We start from the raw sequence: 657 nt of genomic DNA, 5'->3' as shown, positions 1-657 counted from the left end.
CCGGGTCTTAGTCATTGCTATGGTTATTTTGGAGATAGAATGATCGCAGCTAATCAGATTCCTAATATTCTAACTGTTATTCGAATCCTGCTGGTGATTCCTTTTGCGATGAGTGTATATTCCGCGCAATATTTGCAGGCTTTGATTCTATTCTTTGTAGCAGGTCTTTCAGATGGAGTTGATGGTTTCTTGGCTCGCCAATTTAATTGGAAGTCGCGATTTGGTGCCATAGCTGACCCTTTGGCAGATAAACTACTGCTCGTTACGGCTTACGTAATGCTTGCTTGGACAGAGCAAATCCCAATGTGGCTTCTATATCTCGTTATTGGTCGCGATGTAATGATTCTAGCTGGTGCGCTGGGCTATCACTTCTTTATTAGTCATTATGATATTAAGCCCTCATGGCTGGGTAAGACCTGTACAATGCTACAGATTGTTTATGTCTTACTCGTGATTATGAGCTTGGCAGATCTGCCGATGCCGCAGTGGGCAGTTTCAGAAGGCCTATTTGTAGTGGGTGCCATTACTCTGATTAGCGGTATTCATTATTACTTGGTTTGGGGCGTAAAGGCATACAAGCAGCGCCGAGAAAATGAATTGAATGATAAGACTGGCTTATGAATGCTTTTGAATTATCCAGCCAACTATTATTGCCTG

1 protein-coding gene is annotated in these 657 nt (G+C 42.6%); it reads left to right on the top strand.

Annotated elements, in window-relative coordinates; translation table 11 throughout:
* A partial coding sequence (locus tag A3729_RS10910) for a CDP-alcohol phosphatidyltransferase family protein (RefSeq protein ID WP_369820128.1) occupies positions 1 to 621 on the top strand: 621 nt, incomplete at its 5' end.
* Between the last annotated feature and the right edge of the window lie 36 nt (positions 622 to 657).

The organism is Oleiphilus sp. HI0043 (assembly GCF_001634935.1).
The sequence above is the reverse complement of the archived record's forward strand: the minus strand, read 5'-3'. Positions and strand labels throughout refer to the sequence as shown.